We start from the raw sequence: 4,818 nt of genomic DNA, 5'->3' as shown, positions 1-4,818 counted from the left end.
GTTGAGGGTTTACTGATTTCTCTAATTGTCCGATACCTCTTTGTAGACAATACTTGTTTCTTAACGCATTATTTTATCATTCTGTCAATGCGTAAGTCCTAGCTTCCATAAATCCCATAAACCAACAAATAAATTCAATATTATTAACGTTATGAAAGCTAAAACTAACGCGATCGCGAGAGCGTTCAAAAATTCTTGAGTATTTTCCATTTTCTTTATCTTCGATGTCCAGCTTGAAGCGGATGCTGGTCTTTCACAGTCTTCTCCCCGTGAGGGGTTGCAATTGAAAACTCATGCTCTATCAAAAAAAATACCCCCATTGAGGGCATACTATTTATTACAACTCCAGACAACTACACATTAATTGACCGAATTAAAATGCTCATTACTTCCCCTGGATTTGAAGTAGGTAACAACGGACTCCAATCACCTATATCTGCATAACCTAGTTGATGCAAAATACGAATTGTTGCCATTACAGCTTGGCTGGAGCCAATCAGCGTATGCTTAATTGTTTCTCGTTCTGGCTTTGCTGGGTAATTTATTTGAAAGTTAGCAAGAGATGGAATTTGGATGTTAGGATTTCCCAAAAAGCTTCGATAGTTTGATTGCATGGAATATTTCTCCTGGCTTTGGGGTTTACTGAATTTGCTTCGCACCTGATTTCTTTCTACCGAGGTTTAATCAGGAAAGTTATTTTGAAAATAACTCTGATGTTTTTGAATTGTGAGTGGCTTTACTAACTGTAAATATTCTGTTTCTAATGAATTAGTACTTCTAAAATAAAGTCGAAATGAACCATCACCATATTGTTTGATGTCTTTTTCATCGAAAATAATTTCTTGCCTTTCCAATTATTGGTATACAGTTGCGTGAAACTCAGCCAGAAACAAAGCTGGAAAATAAATTCTTACTACTTTTGCTCCCGTTTTTATATGAGTGAATATTTGAAATTGTGGTTTAGCTAATACTTCTGCCATTGATAGCGCCTGACATTGCTGAATCATCACAATCAGCTAACAAGTCTTGTCTTTCGCTACATATTTGATACTCAGCTTCTAGCTGTTGCAAGTCTGCATCAAGTGCGAGATTTTTCACCGCCAGCATTATTTCTTGAAAATGGGTTTCTTCACTTATACCCGTATAATAAACCTTGATGAACTTATCTGCTTTACCCATAAAGCTTTCGAGATGGGTGACAAATGTCTGTTCAAAACTAACTGCCTGAATCATGGTTGATTGCTTCTAAATACCTTCAGTCCTCTTCAGGCGTAAGCCAAAAAATCAAATTCAAAGCTGAAATAAATAATATAAAAGGTAAGAATTCAGCACACAGGAACGGAGCCGGAGACGCTCCGCCCCGGTCAGAAGTCAGAATTTAGAAGTAATTTAAAATGATTGGTATGTTGATTGAGCAAATTTTATCCTGATTCTGTAACTATTCTGGCTACTGAATTCTGACGGATGTATTCTTACTATAAAAGGTCAAACTGTCTTAGTTACTTTTTGTTATTTAATATTATTGAAGTATTTCCTAAAGATTGGGAGTATTAAATAATTATAAAATCTCTTATTGCTGAGTGAAGTTATGTAAAATCAATAAATTAACGAAAACACAGGTAACACTCAAGGCAGATTGCAGTAGTCGAAATAGTTCTATAAACTAATATAATAGTAGACGCTTGTGGAAAATTTTCCTGAAGCGTCAATGTGGCTGATTATCGTGTGCTTAACAGCCATCACTAGAAATTATCCAATCTAATATCTTTCCAAATTTCCGAAACCTGCCAGCCTGTATTGCAAACGGATTGGACTACAGGATTATCTCGCCAAGAGATATAATTAGGTTCTCGACTTTCTACATCCAGTACTTGTTTTTCCAGTGCTATCGATTCTGGCGCATCAATAATATCGTCTTGAATGTTTGTTTCTTCTATTTCCTCCATACCCTTTATCTTGTTTTAGAACTGGGGTGATGATTCTACATTACCTTTGTTGTCGGCAATGAAGTATTTCAAACCCAAGTCAAGACGTAACTTGTTGCTACTACATTGAAGGGGTTGAAACATCATATATCTTTGGTTATTAGTTAGTTGCGAGCGTCAATGATTATCTACTCACAAGTTGGGATCAAGATTTGGACAAAGGGGCGTATCGTCTTCAATCAAAAGTCGTGCTAGACTGGGTAATGCCTCACCGTAGGTTGGATGGATATGCACTGATTGTTCTAACACCTGCCAAGTTGCATCCATTTCCATCAGTGATAAAAATACATGCACTAGTTCTGCTGTTTCATAGCCAACCAGGGTTGCGCCTAAGATTTTGTTGGTATCGCGATCGATTACCATCCGGTAAAACCCTAAGTCATGTCCCCATTCAATCCCACGGGCAATTTGATCTATTGGTAGGGTGACAGCACGGGCGTTAATACCCTGCTTGGTTGCTTGCTCGAGCGTCATCCCAACTCGTCCCACTTGTGGTTCTGTGTACACGGCATAACCGAGAACGCGATCGCTTCGGGTGCGTTGTTCCCCACATAAAATGGCTTTTAAGCGACGATAATCTTCCCAAGAAACATGGGTAAAGGCTGCTTGTCCGGCAGCATCTGCGATGGCGTAAATTCCTTTAGTTGTTGTTTGAAATTGGTCGTTGATTACGATAAAGCCTTTTTTATCCAGTTCTACCCCTGCGGCTGCAACATTCAATGCATCCGTTTTTGGTTTGCGCCCAATCACCACCATTAAAGCCTCACCCTCAAGGGTTTCGCCGTTACTCAGGGTGAGCGTAAATATATTATTGTTGTAGTCAACCTGCTCTACTTTTACCTGAAAGTGCAGAGAAATGCCATCAAGCTGTAATGCTTGTGCCAAAGTTTGACTAACATCTGCTTCTTCTTGTGCCAATACGCGATCGCCGCGCACAATTAAATGAGTTTCACTTCCTAAACGAGCTAACCCTTGTCCCAATTCCAGCCCAATATAACCTGCACCAATTACTAGTAAACGCTTTGGTAGTTCTTTTAAATCAAAGAAGTTGCGATTGGTGAGATAGGGAGTTCCGGCTAAACCAGGTATATCTGGGATCGCTGAAGATATACCAGTATTGATGACAACCAGTGGTGCTTCAACAGTGACATCTTTGCTTGTGACGATGCGTTCTCCAGTGAATTTGTTCATGTGACATAGGGTGACTTATAAAAGCTAACTAATTAGTGCAACAAGTTGACGGTCTAGCCTGACTATTTCGGCTCGAATGTTTACCATATTTTCACATTCATTGAGTATTTTCATCGGCTAAAAAGCATAACTGATGAAATTAGCCTTCAATTTTACAGTAACTTAGAAAAGATGTTAAAGAAGAATTCAGAATTAATGGGGGATTCAGACATGCCAGTAATTGTAGACAGCTAAATCTTCAAGAATTGCAGGGGTCTAATACCCCTGCAATTCATCCGCTACTCGCACAGAATTTATACTGAATTCTGGTTTCTGGCGAATGTATTCTATTTAGATAAAACTGACCCAAGTGATGCATTTGCTCGGATAAAGCATCACTAAAAAAGCGAGCAAGTTAAATTATTATTTTGAGTTCAAATTTTTAGTAATGTTGGCAAAGACGACGTTACAGTCAGTTAGTTGCCGAAACAACGCACAAATCTAGCCAGGAGAAACAACATTGCAATCTTCTAAGCTTGAGTTCAAACCGATCAACCTAGAGCGGGATCAAAATTTATGCGTTCAGTTCAGAGCAGACTCTTTCATTTGCAGCTTTGGTTCAGCCGCTCGGTTCTATAAAGAGGATGGAAGCGGATCTGAGAAATATTTGCAGTGGCTCAGACAGCGAATGACACAAATCCCGAACAGTTGTGTACATGTTTGGAAACAAGAGCAAATTATTGGGCAAATTGAGATGATGCGTTGTCAACACGATTCAAGCGTTGGCTACGTCAATTTGTTTTACCTGACTCCAGAGTTTCGAGGTCAGGGTTTTGGTCAGCAGTTAGATCAACACGCATCTGATTTTTTCAAGCGTCTGGGTTGTCACTCAGCTCGCTTGAACGTCAGTCCTACGAATCGAGTGGCAATGAGATTTTATCTCAAGCATGGATGGATTGATTTAGGGCAACGGGAAGATGATCTTGAAGTTCACTATCTTGAAAAGAAATTCTGACTTCTGAGGCCTTGGCGGAGCGTCTCCGGCTCCGCTCCTGGTGCTGAATTATTCATCGAAATGCACTTTTAGAAAGATATTTAATCAATCCTAAGTTAGAGATATATTATCTTTTATGGTAGAAGATTTTTAAATTTTAATTCACTAAAGTAATTAATCATCTCATTAAAGTTTTTTGAAAAACATATCTTTCGATTAGAAGATACTAAAATTTATGCCTTCAGAATCATCATCTAGTGACTTGGCACAAACGCCTAAAACAATTAATATAGATGGGCAGCGCCCAGTTGATCCCAGTAATATTGAAATTAAGGAAACTTTGAATATAGATGGGCAGCGTCCAATTGCCAAGGCTGAAAATTATTCAGAAAAAACAATTGATATAGATGGTCAACGCCCGATTGCTAAGAGTGATTTTTCAGAGCATGAGATGTTAACAGTAGATGGCAAACGTCCAATTGATCCTAATGATTTAGAGGTGGAAGAAATTCTCGATATAGACGGTCAACGTCCGATTGCTAAGAATAATTTTCAAGTTCAAGATACTCTAGAAATAGATGGTAGCCGTCCAATTTCAGAGAACGCTGTTGAAACGCAAATGCCCACTAGCTATATGGATTAAAATCATCAAATTCAACGAGTTTTTCT

At 38.7% G+C, this 4,818-nt stretch carries 6 protein-coding genes; 2 read left to right on the top strand and 4 right to left on the bottom strand.

The window, feature by feature from the left end:
• Positions 1-353: 353 nt before the first annotated feature.
• The 4 genes from AACW45_RS03850 to AACW45_RS03835 form a co-directional block, all read right to left on the bottom strand.
• Entirely contained in the window at positions 354-614 is a 261-nt protein-coding gene (locus tag AACW45_RS03850; RefSeq protein WP_190638271.1) for a hypothetical protein, read from the bottom strand.
• Between the two features lie 346 nt (positions 615-960).
• Positions 961-1,233, bottom strand: a complete 273-nt coding sequence (locus AACW45_RS03845; RefSeq protein WP_190638261.1) for a Pb-reticulocyte-binding protein — start codon at positions 1,231-1,233, stop codon at positions 961-963.
• A gap of 509 nt (positions 1,234-1,742) precedes the next feature.
• Positions 1,743-1,946, bottom strand: a complete 204-nt coding sequence (locus AACW45_RS03840) for a hypothetical protein (protein ID WP_190638259.1) — start codon at positions 1,944-1,946, stop codon at positions 1,743-1,745.
• Positions 1,947-2,117: 171 nt separating this feature from the next.
• Positions 2,118-3,176 carry an FAD-dependent oxidoreductase gene (locus AACW45_RS03835; RefSeq protein WP_242045847.1) on the bottom strand — a complete coding sequence of 353 codons (1,059 nt, stop codon included), beginning with the start codon at positions 3,174-3,176 and terminating at the stop codon, positions 2,118-2,120.
• Between the two features lie 499 nt (positions 3,177-3,675).
• Here AACW45_RS03835 and AACW45_RS03830 point away from each other — a divergent pair, with 499 nt between their 5' ends.
• Both AACW45_RS03830 and AACW45_RS03825 read left to right on the top strand, forming a co-directional pair.
• Positions 3,676-4,170 (top strand): GNAT family N-acetyltransferase, encoded by a 495-nt coding sequence (locus tag AACW45_RS03830; RefSeq protein WP_190549735.1) that lies wholly within the window; start codon positions 3,676-3,678, stop codon positions 4,168-4,170.
• Between the two features lie 214 nt (positions 4,171-4,384).
• Positions 4,385-4,792 carry a hypothetical protein gene (locus AACW45_RS03825; RefSeq protein WP_190549733.1) on the top strand — a complete coding sequence of 136 codons (408 nt, stop codon included), beginning with the start codon at positions 4,385-4,387 and terminating at the stop codon, positions 4,790-4,792.
• The last annotated feature ends 26 nt before the right edge of the window (positions 4,793-4,818 follow it).

The organism is Calothrix sp. FACHB-168 (genome assembly GCF_963889195.1).
GTDB classification, from domain to species: Bacteria; Cyanobacteriota; Cyanobacteriia; order Cyanobacteriales; family Nostocaceae; genus Aulosira; species Aulosira anomala_A.
This window is presented reverse-complemented; position numbering and strand designations above follow the sequence as displayed.

What these genes read in the sequence shown, in the direction of transcription:
- AACW45_RS03850 (WP_190638271.1), bottom strand. Translation starts at nt 614, where the DNA reads ATGCAATCAAACTATCGAAGCTTTTTGGGAAATCCTAACATCCAAATT.
- AACW45_RS03825 (WP_190549733.1), top strand. Translation starts at nt 4,385, where the DNA reads ATGCCTTCAGAATCATCATCTAGTGACTTGGCACAAACGCCTAAAACA.
- AACW45_RS03840 (WP_190638259.1), bottom strand. Translation starts at nt 1,946, where the DNA reads ATGGAGGAAATAGAAGAAACAAACATTCAAGACGATATTATTGATGCG.
- AACW45_RS03835 (WP_242045847.1), bottom strand. Translation starts at nt 3,176, where the DNA reads ATGAACAAATTCACTGGAGAACGCATCGTCACAAGCAAAGATGTCACT.
- AACW45_RS03845 (WP_190638261.1), bottom strand. Translation starts at nt 1,233, where the DNA reads ATGATTCAGGCAGTTAGTTTTGAACAGACATTTGTCACCCATCTCGAA.